Source organism: Bdellovibrio bacteriovorus (genome assembly GCF_025558485.1).
Classification (GTDB): domain Bacteria; phylum Bdellovibrionota; class Bdellovibrionia; order Bdellovibrionales; family Bdellovibrionaceae; genus Bdellovibrio; species Bdellovibrio bacteriovorus_G.
In genome coordinates this window covers 2,108,069-2,129,120 of the sequence record NZ_CP102930.1, presented here as the reverse complement: position 1 = coordinate 2,129,120, position 21,052 = coordinate 2,108,069, and the positions used below count along the sequence as shown (strand labels likewise).

General features: G+C 48.4%; 22 protein-coding genes and 1 tRNA gene. 9 read left to right on the top strand and 14 right to left on the bottom strand.

The features are described from left to right. Positions 1-61 precede the first annotated feature (61 nt). On the bottom strand, positions 62-1,894 hold the full coding sequence (locus EZJ49_RS10445; RefSeq protein ID WP_262552044.1) for a hypothetical protein: 1,833 nt from the start codon (positions 1,892-1,894) through the stop codon (positions 62-64). A gap of 63 nt (positions 1,895-1,957) precedes the next feature. Then, complete coding sequence (locus EZJ49_RS10440) at positions 1,958-2,692, bottom strand: PilZ domain-containing protein (protein WP_262552042.1); 735 nt, start codon at positions 2,690-2,692, stop codon at positions 1,958-1,960. A gap of 73 nt (positions 2,693-2,765) precedes the next feature. On the opposite strand from EZJ49_RS10440, the gene EZJ49_RS10435 reads away from it, so the two are divergent. Together EZJ49_RS10435 and EZJ49_RS10430 are read left to right on the top strand one after the other, a co-directional pair. Beyond that, entirely contained in the window at positions 2,766-3,146 is a 381-nt protein-coding gene (locus EZJ49_RS10435) for a hypothetical protein (protein ID WP_262552041.1), read from the top strand. Positions 3,147-3,226: 80 nt separating this feature from the next. Further along, entirely contained in the window at positions 3,227-3,442 is a 216-nt protein-coding gene (locus tag EZJ49_RS10430; RefSeq protein ID WP_262552040.1) for a hypothetical protein, read from the top strand. Positions 3,443-3,504: 62 nt separating this feature from the next. Here the strand turns inward: EZJ49_RS10430 and EZJ49_RS10425 are convergent, their stop codons facing one another. From EZJ49_RS10425 to EZJ49_RS10415, 3 genes are all read right to left on the bottom strand, one after another. Beyond that, positions 3,505-4,212, bottom strand: a complete 708-nt coding sequence (locus tag EZJ49_RS10425) for a murein L,D-transpeptidase family protein (protein ID WP_262552039.1) — start codon at positions 4,210-4,212, stop codon at positions 3,505-3,507. Positions 4,213-4,345: 133 nt separating this feature from the next. Next, positions 4,346-4,801 carry a hypothetical protein gene (locus EZJ49_RS10420; protein ID WP_262552038.1) on the bottom strand — a complete coding sequence of 152 codons (456 nt, stop codon included), beginning with the start codon at positions 4,799-4,801 and terminating at the stop codon, positions 4,346-4,348. A 197-nt stretch (positions 4,802-4,998) separates the two neighbouring features. Next, positions 4,999-6,567, bottom strand: coding sequence for a hypothetical protein (locus EZJ49_RS10415; protein ID WP_262552037.1), 1,569 nt, complete (start codon positions 6,565-6,567; stop codon positions 4,999-5,001). A 110-nt stretch (positions 6,568-6,677) separates the two neighbouring features. On the opposite strand from EZJ49_RS10415, the gene EZJ49_RS10410 reads away from it, so the two are divergent. Both EZJ49_RS10410 and ttcA read left to right on the top strand, forming a co-directional pair. After that, entirely contained in the window at positions 6,678-7,742 is a 1,065-nt protein-coding gene (locus EZJ49_RS10410) for a mechanosensitive ion channel family protein (protein ID WP_262552035.1), read from the top strand. After that, positions 7,717-8,499, top strand: coding sequence for a tRNA 2-thiocytidine(32) synthetase TtcA (ttcA, locus tag EZJ49_RS10405; protein WP_262552034.1), 783 nt, complete (start codon positions 7,717-7,719; stop codon positions 8,497-8,499). Before EZJ49_RS10410 ends, ttcA begins: the two co-directional genes overlap by 26 nt. Before the next feature lie 49 nt (positions 8,500-8,548). On the opposite strand, the gene EZJ49_RS10400 is transcribed toward ttcA, so the two are convergent. Further along, positions 8,549-8,624 (bottom strand) — tRNA-Val (locus tag EZJ49_RS10400). 121 nt (positions 8,625-8,745) lie between these two features. Between EZJ49_RS10400 and EZJ49_RS10395 the strand changes: the two genes are divergently transcribed. Further along, positions 8,746-9,357: a glutathione S-transferase family protein gene (locus EZJ49_RS10395; protein ID WP_262552032.1), complete on the top strand. Its 612-nt coding sequence runs from the start codon at positions 8,746-8,748 to the stop codon at positions 9,355-9,357. Positions 9,358-9,384: 27 nt separating this feature from the next. On the opposite strand, the gene EZJ49_RS10390 is transcribed toward EZJ49_RS10395, so the two are convergent. The 4 genes from EZJ49_RS10390 to EZJ49_RS10375 all read right to left on the bottom strand — a co-directional run bounded on the left by EZJ49_RS10390 (position 9,385) and on the right by EZJ49_RS10375 (position 12,733). Next, on the bottom strand, positions 9,385-9,936 hold the full coding sequence (locus EZJ49_RS10390) for a GNAT family N-acetyltransferase (protein ID WP_262552031.1): 552 nt from the start codon (positions 9,934-9,936) through the stop codon (positions 9,385-9,387). 131 nt (positions 9,937-10,067) lie between these two features. Beyond that, positions 10,068-10,469 (bottom strand): hypothetical protein, encoded by a 402-nt coding sequence (locus EZJ49_RS10385; RefSeq protein WP_262552030.1) that lies wholly within the window; start codon positions 10,467-10,469, stop codon positions 10,068-10,070. 136 nt (positions 10,470-10,605) lie between these two features. Next, positions 10,606-11,433, bottom strand: coding sequence for an alpha/beta hydrolase (locus tag EZJ49_RS10380; RefSeq protein ID WP_262552029.1), 828 nt, complete (start codon positions 11,431-11,433; stop codon positions 10,606-10,608). A gap of 4 nt (positions 11,434-11,437) precedes the next feature. Continuing rightward, complete coding sequence (locus EZJ49_RS10375; protein WP_262552027.1) at positions 11,438-12,733, bottom strand: acetyl-CoA C-acetyltransferase; 1,296 nt, start codon at positions 12,731-12,733, stop codon at positions 11,438-11,440. An 82-nt stretch (positions 12,734-12,815) separates the two neighbouring features. Here EZJ49_RS10375 and EZJ49_RS10370 point away from each other — a divergent pair, with 82 nt between their 5' ends. The 4 genes from EZJ49_RS10370 to EZJ49_RS10355 all read left to right on the top strand — a co-directional run bounded on the left by EZJ49_RS10370 (position 12,816) and on the right by EZJ49_RS10355 (position 16,996). Continuing rightward, positions 12,816-13,376, top strand: coding sequence for a TetR/AcrR family transcriptional regulator (locus tag EZJ49_RS10370; RefSeq protein WP_262552026.1), 561 nt, complete (start codon positions 12,816-12,818; stop codon positions 13,374-13,376). Positions 13,377-13,571: 195 nt separating this feature from the next. After that, positions 13,572-15,470 (top strand): DUF4105 domain-containing protein, encoded by a 1,899-nt coding sequence (locus EZJ49_RS10365; RefSeq protein WP_262555943.1) that lies wholly within the window; start codon positions 13,572-13,574, stop codon positions 15,468-15,470. Next, the gene (locus tag EZJ49_RS10360; protein WP_262552025.1) at positions 15,470-15,859 is read left to right on the top strand and encodes a hypothetical protein; all 390 of its coding nucleotides are present in this window, start codon (positions 15,470-15,472) and stop codon (positions 15,857-15,859) included. The genes EZJ49_RS10365 and EZJ49_RS10360 overlap by 1 nt, the downstream gene beginning before the upstream one ends. Before the next feature lie 126 nt (positions 15,860-15,985). Next, positions 15,986-16,996, top strand: a complete 1,011-nt coding sequence (locus tag EZJ49_RS10355; protein ID WP_262552024.1) for an LLM class flavin-dependent oxidoreductase — start codon at positions 15,986-15,988, stop codon at positions 16,994-16,996. Here the strand turns inward: EZJ49_RS10355 and EZJ49_RS10350 are convergent. The 4 genes from EZJ49_RS10350 to EZJ49_RS10335 form a co-directional block, all read right to left on the bottom strand. Next, a complete protein-coding gene (locus EZJ49_RS10350) occupies positions 16,993-18,096 on the bottom strand; it encodes a hypothetical protein (protein WP_262552023.1) in 1,104 nt (367 codons plus the stop codon). The two genes, EZJ49_RS10355 and EZJ49_RS10350, sit on opposite strands and share 4 nt — an antisense overlap. Next, complete coding sequence (locus tag EZJ49_RS10345; protein WP_262552021.1) at positions 18,087-18,722, bottom strand: substrate-binding domain-containing protein; 636 nt, start codon at positions 18,720-18,722, stop codon at positions 18,087-18,089. The genes EZJ49_RS10350 and EZJ49_RS10345 overlap by 10 nt, the downstream gene beginning before the upstream one ends. Before the next feature lie 214 nt (positions 18,723-18,936). After that, positions 18,937-19,863 carry a hypothetical protein gene (locus tag EZJ49_RS10340; RefSeq protein WP_262552020.1) on the bottom strand — a complete coding sequence of 309 codons (927 nt, stop codon included), beginning with the start codon at positions 19,861-19,863 and terminating at the stop codon, positions 18,937-18,939. A gap of 11 nt (positions 19,864-19,874) precedes the next feature. Further along, positions 19,875-21,050 (bottom strand): hypothetical protein, encoded by a 1,176-nt coding sequence (locus EZJ49_RS10335; protein ID WP_262552019.1) that lies wholly within the window; start codon positions 21,048-21,050, stop codon positions 19,875-19,877. Between the last annotated feature and the right edge of the window lie 2 nt (positions 21,051-21,052).

Genomic DNA, 21,052 nt, shown 5'->3' with positions numbered 1-21,052 from the left:
GGAGCCCGCTGCGGAATGATTTTATCTTGATGCTTGTCGATATTCATTCAGTTTTAGTTCCTTAACGAACCCCGCCTGCGCGGATGGAGCCATCATTTAAGCTGCCACCCTCGGATTCCGGTGTCGGAGGAGGTGTCACCACCACTGGCACACAGACGTTATTGATCAACTGATTCGGAGCCGGACATGGAGCCGTTGGCGGCGGGTCCACTGGAGCCGGAGTCACCGTTGTTGTCGTTGTCGCGGTAGGAGCCGGAGGCGCTACAGGAGGTACATATTCATTTGTGCTTTCATTGGATTTTGATTTGTTCTTACTGAACAACCACCAGAAAGCACCCAAAGCCAACAGACCCACACCCACCGGGATGATCCAGTTTTTATTACGGCACCAGAATCCACAGCTGTCTTCAGTTCCCTGACCCACTTCAGTTTTACCACCTGGCAAATCACCTTCGCCACCGGTTTCGATAACTACGCAAGTCGGTTGAGAGCTGCCTTCTTCCGGCTCGGATTCTTTTGTACCTTCAGGGCACACGCAACCTTTGCCATCAGCACCGGTTACAGAACCTGGCTTGTTCACAGAGCAGTCACCCGCAACCGGACCCGGAGGCGGAAGTGGTTCTGGAGAAACCACGAAGGACTGCAAAGAGAACGCACGAGTTCTGATTTCGTTACAAGCAGACACCTGGTCTTCACGTTGTTTTTGAATGTCTTTCAACGGAGCCTGATCACACGCACCCACAGCTGTCTGGATGAAGGATTCAAGGTCACCCAGATACTTGGAGATCTGATCATACTGTTCCTGAGAAATCTTACCTTCTTCGTTCAGCACCAGATTGATGTCCTGACCGTTTTTCTTCAGGTAGGATTCGATAATACGTTTTTTATCTTCACCCTCAGCTTTAACATCACCACGACGAAGTGGGGATTTCTGGTTACATACGCGAGTCGCATACTTCACTTCAGAACGACTGACGCAATGAGGGGAACCACTGCCATCGAAACCGTAAACCATCGGATTACAAGACACGGCGTTGCCAGAGCAAGTCGCATTCATGCCTCTCATCTGTCTGCTTAAGTCTTCAGCGCCGCTCTTGGAGCCACCACAAGATCCATTTTCACCGTAAGTGGACTTATAACCCGCCACGATACATGGCTTGCCGGTCAGGCCGGAGGCAGCATAAGCTTCTTCACCGAAGAAGTACTGATACACCCACTCATACTTATTGTTGATCTCATTCATGGCCTGAGCGCCATAGATCACCTGATAAACTCTTTGTGCCGCGTCCATCGCACCACGAATACGCACGAAGTACTCAGCTCTTTGGCGTGGAGTCAGTTGATTGAATTCCTTGTAAGTCAGACGCAGATTTTTGCTCAATGGCTTTTGTTTGCCGGTTTTCAGCGCCTTGGCCACAACCGGGTCCAATTTCGCCATTTTACCAGCGATCTTGTTGAAGCTGTTGTAGTTCATCAATTCTTTGCGACCGAAAGAAACACCATTCACTTTTAGCGGAGTGTCTTCATCACCTGTGAAAGTCAAAGTCGTCGTTTGACCTGCATGAGTCAGAGTCAAACGCACTTGTTCTTTTCCATCAGAGCCTTTGTAGCTGGAGGCTTCCACCGCAGGCATCATTTCGTGACGATTCAACGCCACCCACTGATCCATCTGTCCACGCAGCTTTTGCGGATAGACGTGACGAACCATTCTGTAGAATTCACCCACAGTCATTTTCTTCGTAGTGAGCCCGGTTTCCTTGAGATACTGATTGATCAGTTTTCTCTGATCCTTCGCCGCCGCGCCTTGCGCAACAGGAGCCATACACATCGTAAACGCCGATGCACATGCCGCAACACTCTTCATTAATGACTTCGGTTTAAACATCCATCTCATAACGACCTCATGCTTTTGAGTCTTTTCGGTACACATTTCAAATTACTTAACAAGAACCCGGACTTAACCTTGCTTTTCCAGCCTTGTCTCAATCTGAGACTTCAACCAGTCCTGCAAATAGGCCCGATCACGCCCCGTAAGGTCCTTAAACTTCAGGCGAAGTACATTATCCCGATATTCCACGACTCGACTTTTGACCTTGATATTACGAACCTCAGGAAAAATCACATCCACAAAGCGCAGGCCCTGAGAACTTTCCATATCCCTTTGCAAACGAACCCGGACACCGCTTAAAGAAACTGATTCCGTCACGCCGCTAAAAATATCCTGCGCGACAACATCCACAGGGGTTCTAAATTCATAACGAGCCGCGGCCTGAAACATCCACTGTGCGCGACGATCCAAATAAGGAAAACGGAAATAAAAAGCCAACAGCAGGAAAAACGCCGTGATCAGACAGGAGATAAACAACTGCCCGTGAATCAAAGCTCCCCCATCCGCGAATTCGCCATTGCCCCAGCGATATAAGTTAATGAATAAAACCAGCATCAACGTGCCAATTGCCAAAGACCATGTGGCTTTGTGTGGGCGAAGTAATAAAATGCCGGTCAGAAGCAAAAGCCCCAACCATAACCAATCCAATGTTGTAATTGAATTCAAAGCATGGACCCATTGTTGAGGATTCTGCCAACCCACATGGCCCCAGAAACTCAAAAAGATGTTTCCCAAAGGAGCAAGAATAAAAAGAATTGCCAATAGGTAGATGCCTGTTGGTCTTTTTAATTGCTCACTTTCCATGAAACCTCCAAAGGTATGTTAAACTAAAGCAACTTGACCGTGAATCATCTCTTAAGGTCTCTAGACCTTAGTTATGAACATAAAAGCTTTAATTCCCATACTCTCTGTCGCCCTTCTTGCAACTTCGCTGAGTCCCCGTGCGGGAGCCTCATCCAACAAGGTGATTTCCGATTCTTTAGTCGAGAATCTGGCTTGTTCACGAGTTTCCACAAGTGAAATCTACCGCCGCATTCGACCGGAGGCTTTTTCCAGCCAGTATCACAATCTCTCTGTGAACTGGCCTTTTTCCACCAAGCTGTATGATCTGGCGGCCTGCTGGTCGCTGGCTCGCACGCAGCGGCTGTTTTTCTATCTGGCGCGCTGGAATCAACCACAGGACACAGCACGGGTTTCTGACGTTTTGGATGGTGCGCGGCAGTCGGCCCTATCTGACCCGGTATCTAAAACGCGTTGAAGAATCTCCGCTCACAGACTTTAAGGTTTTTGCCCAGCGGGATTCAACATGGCGAAGCACTTCTCCGTTGTAACGGACGCGTGGAAATCGTGGTTTACGATTCAAACCAGCCATTGCGGGATCAGGTCCTGACTTATGATGCAAATCAGGAGGACTTCTTTGCTCCGGATATCGTGCGCGGACTGGCCAGAGTCAAAGACCCGCAGGCCGCCCTGGGGGTCTTTGTTGTCGATGAATACGATCGCAGTCTGATAGAAACGGCCCTTTTGAAATATTATAAAACTCAATGCCTTTAAAAAAAACAAAAGCCCCCGGATTTCTTCGGGGGCTTTGGGTGTTTTACGATTTTGTTTTTCGCTTACTGAGCTTTACCCGGAATATTGATGTCTTTTAGTTCGGGCTCTTGCTTAGCAATGTCTTCAGCCATTTTAAGAGGGTTCGAGGTCGCACCTCGTTCACGAGCTGCACAGATTTCCACTTCGGCTTTGACCGGAACCAGAGCAAACAGCTCTTCGATTTCCGGATTTGTGACGGCAATACAACCACGAGTCCAGTTGATAATCGGGTGAGCTTTTTCCACAAAAAACTGGGACGTTTCATCATTCGGCAGACCGTGGATCATGATATCACCACCCGGATTCAACTCCTGACCGGTCTTTTTGGACAGCTCCTTGGTTTGCGCCACGTCTGCTTGATTTGGGTAAGAGATGTGCAGTGCACGATGGTATTCACTTTGCTTTTTCTTGAAATCGACGATGTATTTTCCTTCAGGGGTTTTATTATCACCCTCTTTAAGCTTATCGCCATACGGAGAACGGCCCAAAGCCACAGGGAAGGCTCTTAGCAGGGTGTTACCGCTAAACAGATAAAGCTTCTTGCCTTCTTTGGAAACCACAATGCGGTCACCAGAGATCTTTTTTTTCTGCAAAACCGCCACGCTTTCGTTGGACAAGTCCACCAAAGCCGAATCTTCACCGATATAATCGATATTTTTGCAGTCGTATTTATCTGCCAGCGCAGTTTGAGTTAAACCCAACAAAGTTGCGATCAAGACCAAACGTTTCATGAAGACCTCACATCCTCGATATTTTATTCCACAGGCTCCAATCAGCAACTTTAGGGCCGCCCTGGAAAAGCGTTTAATTCCAAGGCGCCTGTCCATACTTTCGACAGCAGCCTATTTTGAGCCCGGCGCGGACCTATTTTTTAGAGCAAAGCAGAGTATATGTTTTATTGTACGGTGTTGCCACGCTGCCAAAGTAGAACCCTTTATCCTCAAGCCCGCCTTGAACGTTGCTCAGCTTATCGAAGTAATAAGTGGAATCATCCGTGGTTCCAATATAGTTAGGCATGGAGGCATCGCCTGTTTCCATTTTCACCAAAACTGTGAAACCGGGACGAGAGAAGCCCACGTTATGCAGATACTTCGCACTTTTTCCACTTTCCTTATCAACCACCACCAGCGTGGAGTTATCCATGGAATGTGCAAAGCGAGTTCCCTCGTGAGTGCAGAACTTACGGCCGGCACCATCAACCAAAAGCTTTGCCTGACCTTCCACTTTTTCTTTTTCTTTCCACACATTGCCAGCGCGCTCAGCAAAAGATACGGAACCTGCCAACATAAGACCTGCCATAACCAACAAGGACGCTCTCATAAAAATCTCCTTTTATAATTTCGGAAGTCTTTTCTTGCGTAATCCGTGCCCGCCTCAGGATGATTTTATCGTCTCTGCAGCCCTGTGGGCCGTTGATCTTTTGAAAGGGTGCCCATTCATGTCACCCCAAAGCGGAAAAACAAAAAGGGTCTGCCTGTTTCAGGCAAACCCTTTTTTTGGTTTTAGATCAAACTTTCTTAGCGACGCAGGGAAGAGCAGCTTTGGATGCAAGATTCGCGTGCCATTTTCACACGAGGAGCCATGCACTCGGATGTGCCTTTGTGACGGATCACCGACAAAGTTCCCAGATTTGGTGTGTAAGTCTTATTATTCACTTTCGCCAGACACGCATAGTAAGCGTACTTTTCAAGGCCTGTTTTCATTTTCGCGCTTGTTGGCAGATACACCCGGGCATCAAAGAAGTTAATACCCACCCCGCCTTTGCTTGGAGAGCTTTGCGCCACCGTAAAGTCAAAGCCAGAGGACTTCAATTTCGAGCAGTCACTTTCTGTTTTTGCATTGCGGATACCAAACGGATCTGTCCCGGCTTTATCAATGATCAGCACGTGACCGTAAACAGCCACAATGTCGCCCGCTTTCATTGATGTCGATGGGGTGACAGAAATCTTGCTTAAACAAGTCAGGCCGTTGTCCTGAGGTTCCACATAAGAACTGGAGCCCCAAGCCCAGGAATCTGAAGCTTTCAAAGCACGTCCGGCTTTCACACGCAAGCCTGCGGTAGCCATGGAGGTATAAACATAGCCAGAGCAGTCAATACCCAGCACCTTCGTGCCGTCACCGTTATTTTTAAACATATCAATCGCAGAATCCGCAGCCGTGGTGCCATAAGGCTTCCCGCCGTAGTCATAAATCAACGGATTGGATTTTACATTGAAGCAGCCTTCCCCGTAACTGGAAACGCCTTTCACATAAGGGTGTGTGCTCTGTACCTGTGACAAGCTGGCTATTTCACGTTTACTGCCCACGCCATCAGAATGTTTGCCGGTGATTTTAATCCCCTGCAAATCCGGAGTTTGCGCATTCATATCCGGCAGACTGACGCTTTGACAAGTCTGATAAGTCGTTGCAAAGGCCCAGCGTGCACCAAAGACCGCCAGAGATTCCCCGGCATCCACAGCCTGAGCTTTATGGTAAGCATAGTCACGGTTGACTTCAGCTGGTGATTCTTCCACGACATTGCCCCCCTGATTCTGGCCGTCTTCATCCGGAGTGGATGGAGTGCCGGAAGAGGCATTGTCATTACCACTGTCGTCCTTAGGACAGTTCAGATCAAAAGTTTCAATGGTTTTATTCAAGCGGGTAAAATCACCGCGCACCTTGTCCTGCATGTAAGAGCGAAACACTGTGGAACGATCACCAACGTCAATGGCTGACAGCAGCAACAAGAGCTGTTCCGGCGTTTCCGCGCGCTCGCCTTTTGGAGCTTCCTCCAACAAAGACACCACCAGCTTTTCAAGGTCCGCATTCAGGCGTTCCTGATCCTCGCGGCTCAGTTGTGGATTTTCATCAGCCAGCTTTTGCACCTGATCACGCAGGGCTTGCTTTAAGGCTTCCGCTGATGGCATTTCCTTTTGCTCGATCAGGTGTTCCTTTAAGCCATCCCACAGCTTCATTTCCAACTTGGAGTCTTTGCAGGCAATGTCATTTGTGACGTTGGAAGCAATATTGTTCATGGCCTCATAGCCCTGAGGGGCGCAGGCCGTCATCATCATCCCTAATAGAAGTGTCATTCCGTAGTTTTTCATACAGAACTTATCGGCTGGGTCGCTCCGACAGATTACAGTCAGGAAGAATTTTAGACTCGACTAGACTAAAAAATAGTCACTATAATCAGAGTTCGCGAGGAACCAAAAACATGGCAGAAAAGTTTATCAAAATTCAGGCACTTTACGGACTTTTGGAATTAGAGCCCTTTATACTTTTGGGCTGCCTTATTGCCATTACCTGGGTGTTTTACAAGTTCTTCCTAAAAGAAGCTTCTGATGAACGCCATCGCAGTATTCGCAATCACTTCCGCACGTTACTGCGCCATTACATCATTCTGGCCTTCCTGTTTTTGACTTTCATTTTCCTGCAAACCTCGGAACCCCAACTGGGCCGTCTGGGGAAGTTCATGCCCTATATTGCCTTCCTGACTTTCATGTGGGGCAATATCGTTTTTGTTAAGACCTCCCGTCTGATCGTCCTGCAATACCTGTTTTTAGGCTCCATGAAGCACGGTGTTCCACTGTTGCTGGTGAACATTTTTTCGCTGATTCTTTCGATCGTTTTGGTGTTCTGGGGGATCACGCATGTCTTTGGTTTAGAATTGGGACCTTTACTGGCAACATCGGCAGCGGCTTCGGTGATTCTGGGTCTGGCGCTGCAAGACACCTTGGGAAATCTGTTTGCCGGTATTTCCCTGCAACTGGATCGCAACTTTGAAATCGGCGACTGGCTGGAGATTACGAGCGGTATTCAGAAAGCCACAGGTCAGGTGCGCGAGATCACCTGGCGCTCCACCACTCTGGTGGGTTTTTCGGATGAGCTGATCACTTTCCCGAACCGCTTTATGGCCAATGCCCAGATTTCCAATTTCTCCCCGCCGGAAAATCCGATTGTACGTCGTCAGATCTTCCGCCTGGCTTATGGAGAAAACATTGAACTGGCCAAGCAGATTCTGGAACGCACGGTGGCTGGCATTGGTGAAATCCGAGGTATTCCGGCCCCGTGGGCCTATGTGAGCGATGCCAATGAAAACTGGGTGGAACTAAAAATTATCTACTTTATTGATAATTATGGGTCTCAGTTCAATATTGGCGACAAGGTCTATGTGCGCGGTATCGAGGCTTTGAAAGGTCAGGGCCTGAAATTAGCTCGACAAGTCATTGAGCTATCGGATAAAACTGCGGGCCATGACAATACAACCAGTCAACTTTGAACATCCCCTAGCGATTAAAATCCGCAAGCAGATCGTGCAGGCGCTGAACGACTTCAACATGATTGAAGACGGCGACAAAATCATGGTCTGCGTTTCTGGCGGCAAGGACTCCAGCGTTCTTTTGGCTCTTTTGACAGAAATCCAAAGACGTTCTGAACGCAAGTTTCAGATTGAAGCCGGGATTCTGGATCAAAAGCAGCCGGGTTTTGATGCCGCTCAATTCAAACTTTGGGTGGAAAGCCTGGGCGTGAAATTGCACGTCATCGAAAAAGACACTTATTCGATTGTAAAAGAAAAAGTTCAGGGCGGAACCTTCTGCTCACTTTGTTCCCGTTTACGCCGGGCAATTCTGTATGACTTTGCCCACGACAATGGCTTTACCAAACTGGCTTTGGGTCATCACCGCGATGATGTGGTTCACACGGCTTTATTAAACTTGTTCTATGTGGGAACGACCGCCAGCATGCCGCCAAAACTGAAATCCGACGACGAACGCAATATTTTGGTGCGCCCTTTATGTTATGTTTCGGAAAGGGATATCGAAGAACTGGCCACAGCCTGGGCCTTCCCGGTGATTCCGTGCAACTTGTGCGGATCGCAGGATGGCTTGAAACGTCAGCGCGTGAAAAGACTTGTTCGAGATCTGGAAAAAGAAATCCCGAACATTTACGCCTCCATTCAGACAGCCATGTCGAATGTGAAGCCCAGCCATTTGATGGATCAAGAGCTCTGGGACTTCAAAAATCTGAAGACCTAGCGGTGATTATCTGAATTTTGTCTTTAGGCGTGAAATTGAGAGAAAGAAATGGTGCGAATAACTGGACTCGAACCAGTGACCTCTTCCATGTCAAGGAAGCGCGCTACCAACTACGCTATATCCGCACGATCTGAAAAATCTATCTGAATTGTGCGGGCGCGGCAATCATAGATGCACTTGGTCAAGAGTCCCGTTTTCCAGAATATGAGCCTATGCTTTGAAGCTCAGTCCGCAAAGGAGACCTGAATGATCGAATTCTATACTGCTTCCACTCCGAATGGCCGAAAAGTCGCAATCATGCTTGAAGAATTGGGACTTAAATACAACGAACACAAAATCAACCTCAAGGACCTTGAACAAAAGCGTCCGGAGTTTCTGGCAATGAACCCCAACGGAAAGATTCCGACGATTGTGGATAACGAAGGGCCGCAAGGAAAGACCACGGTTTTTGAAAGTGGTGCGATCCTTTTTTATCTTGCTGAAAAATACGGAAGGTTTATCGGGAAAGACCTGACGGAAAAAACCCATGCCATGCAATGGGTGATGTTCCAGATGTCGGCGATTGGTCCTATTTTTGGAAATTACTATTATGGTCTGAACACCTTAAAGCCCCATAATCCGGGTTTCATTGAACGCTTTGAAAAAGAGGCGCTAAGACTTTTGGGTGTGATGGAAACACAGCTTGGCGACAATGACTATCTGGCGGGTTCAGAGTACACCATCGCAGACATTGCCACCTATCCTTGGATCGCCGGTTTTATTCATGGGCAACCCAAATGGTTTGAAGACAAAGTCGCGATCAAAGCGTGGGCGGATCGATTGGCGAAGCGCCCGGCTGTGCAGAAGGCTATGGTCTAAACAAATTATTTAGGAGTAGTCCTGGAATCAAACTTCCAAATACATCGACAGATTATCTGAAACCTCACCAGTCGGCAGGATGAAAGCTTTAGGAAAAACGCCTGCGTGCTTGAAGCCCAAGCTTTCATACAGCTTTAAGGCCGACTGATTGTTCGTCATCACATCCAGCTCGATGATTTGGATTCCGGCAAAACGTTTTATGTTTTCCAATAAAACTTCCATCAGCTTTCGTCCCAGACCACAACCGCGATACTCGGCCAGAATTGAAATTCCCAGGCCCGCACGATGTTTTCTTTTGATGTCTTTGTAACTGCGCGCATCACAAAACCCCACCATGCGGCCTTCATGATAGACAGCTAAAATAATCGCAGAATCACTGGCGGCACTTTCCTGAAACCATTTCACCTGACCTTCAACAGGACGCTTGGCAAAGCTTTCCGGTGTGCCAAGAATGTACGGACTTTCCCCTGCCACAATGACCATCATATCCAGCGCAGCTTGCGCTTCGTCCTCGCGTGGTGTGCGGATTTCAAATTTCAGATTGTTTTTTGCAGTGAACAGAACTGGTGATTGAATCATTGGAAGCCCCTTGACTGCTTTCATCTTACAACAATGAAAGTCGCCAGGTCATATCCAATATAATTATCTCTGGTATAAGAGAAAATCCAGTTCCAGAACGGAACTGGATTGTTAAAACTCGCTGTCTTTACTTATTGGCAGGAGGCCTGGAAAACCAGATTCTTCGCAGCGAACAGAACATCATAACGATCCTCTGCGGCGTTATAGTTCATCGTCACATGCCCTGCATCCAGATAGATACCGCCGACCTGCATTTTTAAATCACTCAACGACACAATGGCACCAACATGCCCCTCGGCCAGTTGCTTGGACAAAAGGCCTTCAGAGAATTGAGAGTTCACATACGCCGTGGAAGTGTCGCCATCCATCGCGTAAAGAATCACCGACAATTTTTCTTTGCCGTTATCCAAAGACTCCACCTTGATGTCCATATCAGCAGGACCACTCAGACGACAGATCAAGGTTTTGCTGCCAGCATTCGCAGCCACAGATAGCAAACTTGTCACGACAAAGATCAGGGCTTTTTTCATCATAAAGGTCTCCGTTTTTACAGGTAAAACGCGCCCACAATAGCCCAACTAAGAGGTGTTTTTCGAATTATTTGATTTTAACCTAAAAAGCCAGTGTAAGAAGTGCTGGAGTGTTTAGAAACTCGACACGGCACTGGCATTAGCGGGAAATGAAATCCGCGACTTTCTGCGTGACCACAGGGTCTTTAAGAATGCGCCGGTGTCCTAATCCTTGAGTTGCCAAAAGCTCGGTCCGAGGCCAGGTCTCATGGATTTCCAAGGCGGCTTTATAGCGTACTTCTTTGTCTTCTTCGTCATGCACAATCAGTGCAGGGACATTCAGACCATTTCCGATACGGCCGACATTCATTTCTGAAGCAGGCATGCCGACTTTGACCTCCAGACTACGGAAGAAGTGCTTTTGCGACAGCCCACTCAGGCCAATAAATTTAAGATAGTTATTTACCACCAGTTCATAGCGCGAAGGCCCCGCCACCAGCACCAACTTTTCAGCCTGCATCCCGCGATGAACAGCCAATACAGAACATCCAGCACCGAAGGAATGGGCCACCACCGCTTTCAAAGGCCCCAAGCTCTGCTGGGCTTCGATCATAAAGCGCGCATAATCACCGACGTTGGTTCTTAAGCCTTGCGAAGCCCCATGAGCCGGCCCATCCACCGCCACCACACGAAAGCCTTTTTCCACCAACGGCTCGGCAAAAGCCCCCATCTGCGTTCCCCGTCCGCTCCAACCATGCACCAGCAGGACCACAGGATGATCGCTGGAACCCCAAGCATAGGCGGCAATACCACCGGGTAAAGTTATCTTTTCGGAAGACTTATAAAACCCCTCTTCAGAAAGCGGGCGTGGCACCCGGGACGGAGTAAGAAATAAATCCTCCGCCCACAAAGCTGTTTGGCGCGGCAACACCCAGGAAAGATATCGCCACGAGCCAATCCACAATTTCTGCATCAGGGACATTTTCATAAAACTACGGTCTTTCCACGATAGCCGTGACACCCATACCGCCTGCGGTACAGATGGAAATCAAACCACGCCCGGAACCTTTTTCCACCAGCATCTTAGCAAGACTGGCCAGTATTCTTCCACCTGTCGCAGCGAAAGGATGTCCCAAGGCCAAACTTCCGCCTTTGACATTCATTTTGGTGCGATCAATCGAACCCAACGCCTTTTCTTCACCCAGCTTGCGGCAGTATTCATCAGACTCCCACGCCTTGAGTGTGCAAAGAACCTGACCTGCGAAAGCTTCGTGAATTTCATAAAAATCAAAATCCTGAAGTTTCAGATTGTTCCGACGTAACATACGAGCCACGGCATGAGCCGGAGCCATCAACAGACCTTCTCCGTTGACGTAATCCACCGCCGCGTATTCCGCATCCACCAGATAAGCCAGCACCGGAAGATCATGCTTCTTGGCAAAATCCTCGCTGCCCAACAAAACAGCGGATGCACCATCTGTTAACGGAGTGCTGTTCCCCGCCGTCAGTGTGCCCGTGCCGCTGAAATCAAATGCCGGTTTTAGTTTCGCCAGTTTTTCCATGGTCGTGTCGGCACGAACAAAAGTGTCCTTACTTAGACCTTTAAACTCAAACACCAGATCTTTATAAAAACCTGCCTCATATGCTTTAGCGGCATTCTGATGACTGTGATAAGCCAGCTCATCCTGGGCTTCACGGGAGATCATCCAGTCCTTCACCATCATTTCACAGTGCTGTCCCATGGAAAGCCCGGTACGGGGTTCCTGCACATTAGGGAAGCGCGGTTTTAAATAACTTAACTTTAATTCAGAAAACTTCTTCAGGCGCGCAGGCAGGGATTTTTCCTTTTGCGCTTCCATCATAATCCAGGAAAACTCATGCGGCAGAACACCTGCGATATCACTATTGGTGTCCGTTCCTCCGGCAATGCCACTTTCAATCTGACCTGCCGCGATTTTTAAGGCAATTTGCGCAGCCGTTTCCAAGCCCGTACCACAAGCTCGCTGCACATCATATCCCGGCGTGTGCGGGTCCAGTCCGGCTCCCAATAAAGATTCGCGGGACAGATTCCAGTCCGAGGCATTTTTCATCACGGCCCCCAAAGCTACGTCCCCCAAGCGCTCACCGCGCAGGTTGGTTTTATCCACCAGATTTTTCAATGTCGCTGTCATCAACTCCCGGTTGGAAGTACGCGAATAATTCGTAAAGGACTTTGTAAAGGGTGTGCGAGATCCAGCCAGAATTGCCACAGGTCGAAGTGTCTTATTTGGAGCCAATTTGCGATCCATATTTACCTTTCCTTTTTTCTTGCTACCTACCTACTGATAGGTAGATAATAAAACAGTGTTATAAACAAAGCAAGGACTGATAATGGACACACGAACACGCGCCCTGGACCTCGCCCGTCACTATCTGCAAACCCTTGGTTTTAATGGGTTTAGTTTTCAAACGGTAGCTGACGCTCTGGGTATTCGTAAAGCGAGTCTTCATTACTATTTTGCATCAAAAGAGGATCTGGGTATGGCCCTGATTCAGGACTATCGCACACACTATGAAAACTGGGCACGTAAGAATGCAGCCCTGCCCGCTCTGGAAAAACTGGAATTGCTTTTTGTGATGTTCAATAAGATTGCCACGGATGAACATAAAATCTGTCCTGTGGGTGTTCTGACTGCGGACTTTAACAGTCTTTCAAAGCCACTCAAAAAAAAGATTCTGGAATTTCACCTGGGGCAACGTGCCTGGCTGCTAAAAACCTTCAAAGAAGGCATTGAACAAAAATCCCTGCGCAAAGACCTGGATATTGAAGCAACCGCAGAACTTTTTCTTTCAAGTATTCAAGGTGGACTGTTGATGGCTCGTCTGCGCAATGATCCCAAAGTCTTTAAGGATCTTGGCAGAAATTTGTTAAAGAATATAACTGCGCCGTAATGTCGCGGTACATTTCACGCACTCCACAATTCTTCCTCTTTTTCCAGTTATTAACTCCATATTCCTGATTTTTCCTGCTAGGACATGGCTGGCATCAGCCTTGCTTTAAAGACTCCGATTCGATTTTTTGGAGTCATTGTGCAACCACGAAGGCACTCGTGCAGAACCTTCGTTCGCAGCAGGAAACGTGTGAGTATGAAATACAGCTCTATATTGGTTTTTATCAGTCTGATGACTTCTTTCAGCGTCTGCAGGGCTGCGTCACTAAAGCCTGTCTCTGAGGTCAATACGACACTGATCCGCGAATTTCTTGCAAAAACCGAAATGCGCTTGCCACCGCAGGTTCTTTCTTACGTGGGGTCTCAAAATATCGCGTTTAAGGACATGGGGTCATTCCCTAGCTCCCTGTGCAGCAAAGACGTGGACTATAAAGAACTGGTAAAAACCGATTTCCTGCGTCTGCGCAAGCGTATTTATCTGCACAAAGGTTTTCTGCCTTACCTGAATGGCAGTAATAAAAACTCCCTTTGCGCCAATCAAAACATGCATGATCTGGCGGCCAAAGCCTTAATCTTCCAAATCGCCCGTCTTTACGATTCTGCTGACGAACACTGGGACAACAAGGCCGACAAACAGGAAATCTCCAGTTGTGATTTTCAGTACCGTGAACAGCGCAATGGCATGTCCACAATCTGCGATTATTATCTGAACAATTCACACCGTGTTTCCGGATCGCCTTCTTACAAAAATCTTTCCGACTATAAAGGCAACCGCATTCGCAGCAAGAACGAGCTTTCTCTGCGCCTGGGGAACGTTCACGAACTGGATTCCCCGGCAGAACATTTTGCTTACAACTTCACCCAGTTTTTAACGGACCCAAGCTACCGCTGCCGTAAACCTTCTTTCCACACTTTCTTCCAAAGACTTTCCAACTTTAGCGCGTTCAGTGACACTTCCTGTGCTCCTGTCAGCCACTTGTACACAAGCACTGGCGGCTGGAAAATTGATGTGGACCCCACAAAAGTTTACGAGGTTCATTTCCTGTTCGCCTCCAAAGGCGAGGAACTAATGAGCCGCTGGGGGCATTCAATGTTGCGTCTGGTAATCTGCGCCCCGACACGCAAAACGGTTGGACCGGAGTGCCTGGCCGATGTGGCCTTCCATGTCGTACTAAGCTATCGCGCCAATGTGGATGATGTGATTGTGAACTACTGGGACGGCCTGACTGGCAAGTATCCTTCACAGATCATGACTTTTTCCATGAATGAAGTTGTCGATGAATACACCCGTGGCCAGTGGCGCGACCTGATCAGTCTGCCCTTAAAACTGAATGACTACGAAAAGAAAATCCTGGTTGAAAATGCGCTGGAACACTATTGGTCCTATGCGGGCGATTACAAGTTTTTGAGCAATAACTGTGCTTCTGAAACCGACCAGTTGATGCGCGCAGCTTTACCAAAGTCTCACCCCTATCAGGACACTTACGCTGCTAGCCCTAAAAAAGTTTATCACAACCTGTCCCTGTACAAGCTGATCGATGTGTCTTTGCTAAACGATAAAATGGAAGCCCGTCGCAAAAGCTATTTCTTCCCCAGCCAGAAAGAATCTTTGGACAAGGCCTTTAATCACATGAAGCACTACTTTATGGGCTATCGTGATCTCAGCGAATGGGCCGAATATTCACGTGCCGCCGACAGAACGCGCGTCTATGAAAAACTGGAATCATTTGAAGATATCGGCAACGCTTATATTCTGGAAAAGTACGCGAATCTGACCCAACAAATCTCCCAGGGCAAATTGATCAGCCGTCTGTTGCAAGGGGAAAACCGCGAAGCTGAATTTGTTCAGGTCATTGCCGGGATCAATCAAAGTGCACAGAAGCGCCTGCCTTGGTATTTGGCTCAAGGGGGATACGGAGTCCCCGTGGCATCAGAAGTGGCTTCTGATGAAGAGGTTCAACGCCGACTGGAAGAAGCCATCAAGTGGGGCACTTCCTACAAACAACTGCTTTTAAAGAAGTTCCCTGACATTGATCAGGAACTGACAACTATTAAATCGAATCTGGAACTACTAACTAACCGCAGGAGGTTTTAATGAAAAAACTAGTACTGGTAGCTTTGCTGATCGCAGGCATTGGTATGGAGTCCGCAATGGCGCGTCCTCACCACAGACCTGAACACAGACCAGGCCATGGTGGCCACAGAAATGGCGACTTCGGCGACGGCGTCCTTGCAGGACTTTTACTGTCCACGGCGTCTTTGTTCATGAGCGACATCACAGCCAATCATTCTCAAGCCGTGTATTTGCATGCAGATCAGGATGCAGCAACGTTCCTGGCCGAAGGTGGCGAACCCACTCCGGCATTGGCTCAGGCCATGAACTATGAACGTGACTTTCTGGCACGTGCCGAAGTTCAAGGGTCTGACAGTCTTTCCGATCAGGAAGTGGCTTACCTGGTTATGAGAAGAGCTGAAAGCCTGTAAGACAAAGCGCTTTCAAGACCATTCAAAGGGGACCTGAGGGTCCCCTTTTTTTATTCCGAATCCGAGTCGATTTTGCATTCAATTATTCTGTTTGGCGTATCCCCGGAATAAGCCTATAATGTGCCCATGACAGATACAAAAAGAATCTCCGACATTAAGATCTCTGTTCTGGACCTGGCCCCGATCGCGCAAGGAAAGACCATCGCGGAATCCTTCCGCAACACTTTGGATCTGGCTCAGCACGCAGAGAAATGGGGCTACAATCGGTACTGGATGGCGGAACATCACAATCTCGATGGCATCGCCAGCTCGGCAACTTCAGTCCTGATTGGTTATGTTGCCGGGGGCACAAAAACCATTCGTGTTGGCTCTGGTGGTGTGATGCTACCCAATCATGCACCACTGGTTATTGCTGAACAATTTGGAACACTGGGCACCTTGTATCCGGGTCGTATTGACCTGGGGCTGGGACGAGCACCGGGCACCGATCGCCTGACCATGCACGCTTTACGTCGCGACATGAACGGTGGCGGGAACAATTTTCCTGATGATGTGCGGGAATTAATGGATTATCTGGCACCAAGCGCTGGTCACGAACGCGTGCGCGCGATTCCCGGTGCAGGAGTGGATGTGCCAGTCTGGTTGTTGGGATCAAGCCTGTACAGTGCACAGCTGGCCGCAGTCATGGGGCTTCCGTATTCTTTCGCCGGACATTTTGCACCGGAACAGATGATGGAGGCTTTGCATGTGTACCGCGCAGGATTCCAGGCTTCGCGCTATCTAAAGAAACCCTATGTGATGATTGGCCTGCAAGTTGTCGCGGCAGATTCACAAATCGAAGCTGAACTTCTGGCCACGACCTTATATCAACGCTTTCTGGGCATCATCCGCAATCAGCGCGTGAATCTGCTGCCACCAACCGATGCCATGGACAGCATCTGGAGCCCCGGTGAAAAAGAGCTGGTGCTGGATAAACTAAGTAATGCCATCATTGGCGACAAAGAACGTGTGCGCCAGGGCCTGCAGGATTTTATTGATAAAACCCAGGCTGATGAACTGATGATTCTGTCTGATATGTATGAACATCAGGATCGCCTGCATTCTTTTGAACTGATTTCAGATATTCATAAAAGCTAATCGTGAGACAGCAGATGCCAGTCCTTCAAACTGTAGCGATTTAAAATACGCTCCAGCTCCCCGGAGGCTCTGGCACGCAGGAACCAGTTGTTTAAATGCTGAGGAACTGCACCAAATTCCGGCTCTTTAGGAACACTGACCATCACCAGGGAACTAAAGCCCGCCACAGACGTCGGCACCAGCTTCAGACTTAAGCCCGTTTTTCGTCCCATGGAATAACTAAGCAAATTATAATCCCCCAATGCCAGATCCACACGGCGATCACTTAACATCTTCACCATGCGATCAACAACATCAGAACCGATCAGTTTGATCACTTTGCTGGAGCGACTTTCTGACAGGAATTCCGGTCCTTCACCACTGCCAACATCAGCATAAACCACTTTGCGCGAAACCAGTTCATCCACATCAATCAAAGACTCTTTGAAAGTGCCCGGCACCAAAGCGCCCAGATAACTCATCCCCAACGAAGGACCAACAATGCGAATATCCGGCAAATAGCGCACCAGATACGATGGCACAATAACATAATTGAACTTGCGCGCCTGAAGACTTGCCACCGCACGGGTGTTAGAGATGCTTTCAATTTGCAGAATAAATCCGTGTTCTAAAGAAACTTCTTTCAGAATATCGTAAATATACCCGCCCCAGACACCCGGCCCCTTTTCGCAAAGATACGGGCACAATGGGGCCGCACCAATCTTGACGATCAAGCGATTGGACGAGCGGGACCCCCCAGGAAGTTTCTTCGTGGTGGTTTTTAACGATGCCTGAGGAAGCTTCTGCCCCGGCGTGGGGCGTCCCATCCAGCCCGGATAATCTTTCACAGTTTGCAACGTCACAGGATAGGTCGGAACCAGAACTTTAGGCGCCACCCGATTCTTTTTAAGATACGAAATCAGCGCCCGCGCCGTTTCCCGCCCCAGCTCTGCACAAAACTGAGCAGAGTCGATTATCGTCAAACGCTTGTTTTTAATATTTTCAACCGAAGCAGGATCTCCATCAAAGGTGGCATGTTTGATTTCGGTTCTTTTTTTATCCCACAAACTTTTAACAATGGAAATCCCACCGCCGTCATTGACCGTCAGAATCAGATCCACACTGCCTCCCACAAAATTTTAACAATGGAAATCCCACCGCCGTCATTGACCGTCAGAATCAGATCCACACTGCCTTTGCCCGGAAAGTCCTTTAAGAACTGTCTGGCTGCAGCCTCTCCAGAACTTGGGTCCACGGCTTCATATCTTTTTAAAACTTTAAAACTGCGATCATGCGACCTGAGAGAATCAAAAAAACCATCCACCCGATCCATGGTGGAAGAAACCCGCGGGTACTCGAACACCACAATACGGATTGTTTTTCCTTTTTCAAAAACTTTATCAATGTAGTCACCATTGTCACGACCACCCTGATAGTTATCACTGGAAAGAAACGAAGCCAGATTGCCATTTACGATATACTGATCGTAAGCAATCACCGGAATACCCTTAAGATTTGCCTGCTGAAGTCCCCGCGCCAATGCAGAGTTGTCTGTTGGCTGGATCACAATCACATTGGGTGTGCCTTTTAAAGCCTCGTCCATCTGTGTGGCCTGATTTAAAACACCGCGACGACCTTCTCCGGCCACAAAACTTTGCAGGCTGATTTTATCGGTATTGGCAGAATTGAACTTTTGAACTTCCTCCTCAAAACCTTTGCGCATGGCCACTTGGCCTTCGATTTTCATGCTCCAATACAAAACTGGAACATTCCACGTAGTTGCTGCAACTGAAGATTGAAGAAATAAAATGACAGAAAGAAAAGCTAAAAAAAGATATCCCACGCATCGGAGTATAACCGAGCGGAAAGCCGACTCCAAACAAGCAATCCTTGATTGCTATCTGTTAATCTTTGGTCAGCGTTCCACATTTTTCCACAAAAGAACTTAGGAACAAAAATACCTAGTACAATTCGACGCGGTCATTTTCGCGAAAACCAGATCCAGAGTGGATCACGGCGATAGCACCGTCATTTCCAAAGTAACTGATCACTTCCAAAGTGCCTTTCAGACGCCCCGGAACTCTGCCGATATGGCCACCGCTTTCTGGGTCGTAAATGTCATCACCATCTTCTGTGACCTTCAACAGATCGCCGACCTGAATACCTGAAACACGGCCCACATTCAGATAAATACGATCCCCGTTAATCGCAGCAATGCGCCCTTCCCAAATCACCTTATCCAAAGACGCCAATACCTGCGGAGTAAAATCCAGGAAAGCATCCTTTACAATCACCGTAATCATGTCCGGATTGTTTGCCAAAAACTTATCCGTTTCCACGCGCTCCCCAACACGGACGCCTTGCTCCTCAACAGTGACTGTCTTGATGGTGTTAAACACCTCGCGCCCCGCGCGACCTGTCACGACACGCACCTGCGCCACCACTTCAAAAGCGGTTGTCAGATGGCGAACCACGCCAACATTGTCTGCTTTGCGCTTGATACGAATATCGATGATTTTACCTTCCAGAACCGTATTCACCCCCAAAGCCTGCGCTTCCTTGGCGATGTCCTGAAGCTTGTATTGGCCATTTTGAATATTCTTGGCCAGATCCACTTTTAGCTCCCGACTGTCCAGAGCAATCACTTCCCCCGTACGGTTCAGATCGGTAATAAAAGCACTGCGCGCCTGATCACGCAGCTCCTGAGGTCTTTTATCCCCGGCATCCAGAAACGGCAGAACCATGATGCGCTTGCGTGGAGCAGAATCATCTTTACGGGCTTCGTAATTCACATCTTTGATTTCACGACGCATGGTCGGATTTGTACGGTCAAAGGTGGTGCAGGCACCCAAAGACAAAACAACAACAGCCAACAAAAGCTTTTTCACATCCAACCCCATTACTGCATCCATTTCAAAACGATTTCATTCTGGCCCTCAGAAACACGCGACAGCTTTTTGCCGTCCAGCTCTAAAGCCTCCAGTTTACCAATTAGCTCCGCAGCCGGCACAGACGTGTCCACCTCGAAACTGACCGTATCCGCACTCACCAGACGCTCCCGAATATTTTTCACCTGTGTCACCTGTGAACGGATCTTTTCCTTAACACCCTCCCAAACAGGCAGAGTTTGACGGCCCTTGATGGTCAGACGAATCACAGAAGTTCCCACGGAACCTCTTTGCCATGCCTCCATCACCTGCGCTGCAAGATCATTTGCCGTGCCTTCCACAACCTCTCGCAGCTTTTTATCCACGGCACTTTCAAACGATCCCGCATCCGTATCAAAACGACGGGACACATCGGCAATCGCACGACCATTGCTGACCTGCAAAGCCGTCAAACGCAGCTCGATACGGTAGTTTTTGCGTTCCCCTTTGGTCAGATTAACCTGGCCATCCACCAGGACCGGTGCATTGAAATACTGAGCAAAGAACTGAGCATCCTCGCCCCCGACTTTTTCGTTCTGGAAGTCCGCCGGCACATTTGTCGCCAGACCGGATTCAATAGGTTTGATCAGATAAAAATTATTTTTCTGGAAAGCCCCGCGCAAGGCTTCTTCCAGCACGCGGCCCTCTTTCACCAGAAAGCCCGCTGGTGCTTTGTCCAAAGACAACCACCAGCGATAGCTGCGCCCCTCAACCCGGTCCTGCCAGCTGATCATGGGAAGCACCACCGGTGCCGCATCGTTTTCATTCAGCAGGGAATTATCCTGAAGCATCTGTTTTAGATCCTTCAAAGACACCTTCATTGCCACCGACATTTTATATTCTTCCCCGTCCTGAGTCAGAGCCGAGGGTTTTGTAAACGGAATATAGCGTGCGGAATTGCGGATAATTTTATTCTGAATCAGGGTTTTGTTTTTCAGGAAACGATCGTTACCGATCAGCTCCTGAATGATTTCCTCAGAGATCTTTTGAAAAGCGTCATCCTGAATCACACGCTTGGCAAGCTGAGGGTTGGTTTCCTTGGAAACACCGGAATAAGTTCTGTCCACCAACTCTGTTTGCTGTGCCTTTGCGCCGAAGCCCAAAGCGAAGATCATCCCTGCTGCTGCCACTACACTTGCTAAACGCATTC